Genomic DNA, 1,396 nt, shown 5'->3' with positions numbered 1-1,396 from the left:
GGCCGTTTTAAGTTAGAAAATTGACTGTTTTTTTAAGTTAAATAAACTTTATTTTAGAATGGTGAGAAAATCTGGTTTATAACTTTAAATTCAAAAAATAACTTTAATTATCAGAGGGTTTTGTTTAATTATTCTAAATTCTCGTATGGTTTTTGTGTTTTCTAACACTTATTTATTCGCTTTTAAGAATTAATCACGGAGTCTATTGGACAGTTATTTTTGATGTGGGTTAAAAATGTGTTGATATAATTTTTTTGCTGTGTAAATGTGTTTTTAATTTAAATGGTTGTAATAAATATGGTCATAGTTATGAATATCAAACTGAACAAAAAGAAAATAAAAACGCTATCTGCGGATAAAAAAGTCATACCTCAAGAACAAACTAATGGTATAGGCGGGGGTGGTACAATATCACTATTTAGTATATGTATTAATTACACTCGTGATTGTGCCACAGTCTCCCACTGAAGCTAATTGCACAAAATACTGCCCTTTATAATAGTTGTATTTTACTCATTGAAAACTAATGCATTGAAGGTTTAAGGTGTTTTTTTTGGGGTTTATTTAATTTTATAGAATTTAAAATAATTTACATTATGTGGTTGGAAATTATTAACTAATTTTAATAAGTTTTTTGAAGTGATGAATTAGGCTTGGTTTGATTTTTGAAATCTAGGGCCGTTTATTAATTAAAATATGTAAAAAAGGAAATTGTTATGAATATCAAGTTGAACAAAAAAAAGATAAAAACACTATCTGCGGATAAAAAAGTCATACCACAAGAGCAAACAGCTGATGTAGGTGGTGGTGCTATGTCACATGTTATTGTATGCTTCACATATAGTTTTGGTGGTTGTTGCGGTACAGTTGTACCAACAGGAATTGGATGCACACAAGGCTGCGAGCACTAATGACTTGGGGAGCTGAGGAGTTTGTGTTCTTCAGCTCATATTACCAATCTAATTGAAAACTGAATAATTAACACATTGCCATATAAACACTTTTTACTTCGAAAGAGTCTTCATTTATTAATGTATAAATTGTTAGGTGAGCGCATATGTCGTTTCCGACATCGAACTTGTAATAATAATCAGTTTTGTCTCGCTCCACACCAATTGATATTATTGGCTGTTTCTTAAAGCTGAGAATTTTATCTTTTTTCAAATTGGTTTCAACATTACTTTTGGTCGCTGCATCTAATAGTGAGTATATATTGGATAATATTTTATATAATGTAGGGTCAACGATTGGAGAAGATAAAAATGGCACGTCACTCCATTTCTTTTGTGAGCAATTTTTGCCACTTTCTAACCACACTAATTCACCAATATACTCACTGTTTACAACGGGCTCGATATAAGTAATATCTGAAGGGGGTGTTCCTGAAAAGGTGGCG

At 31.1% G+C, this 1,396-nt stretch carries 2 protein-coding genes; one reads left to right on the top strand and one right to left on the bottom strand.

Features of this window, described 5'->3' with window-relative positions; all coding sequences use genetic code 11:
• Positions 1-716 precede the first annotated feature (716 nt).
• Complete coding sequence (locus L1077_RS27115) at positions 717-911, top strand: hypothetical protein (RefSeq protein WP_063363512.1); 195 nt, start codon at positions 717-719, stop codon at positions 909-911.
• A gap of 67 nt (positions 912-978) precedes the next feature.
• Here L1077_RS27115 and L1077_RS27110 read toward each other — a convergent pair.
• Positions 979-1,396 (bottom strand): hypothetical protein (locus tag L1077_RS27110; protein ID WP_237139875.1); only part of this gene is annotated, 418 nt, incomplete at its 5' end.

The organism is Pseudoalteromonas luteoviolacea, from assembly GCF_021654285.1.
Lineage (GTDB): Bacteria > Pseudomonadota > Gammaproteobacteria > Enterobacterales > Alteromonadaceae > Pseudoalteromonas > Pseudoalteromonas luteoviolacea_J.
This window is presented reverse-complemented; position numbering and strand designations above follow the sequence as displayed.

What these genes read in the sequence shown, in the direction of transcription:
- L1077_RS27115 (WP_063363512.1), top strand. Translation starts at nt 717, where the DNA reads ATGAATATCAAGTTGAACAAAAAAAAGATAAAAACACTATCTGCGGAT.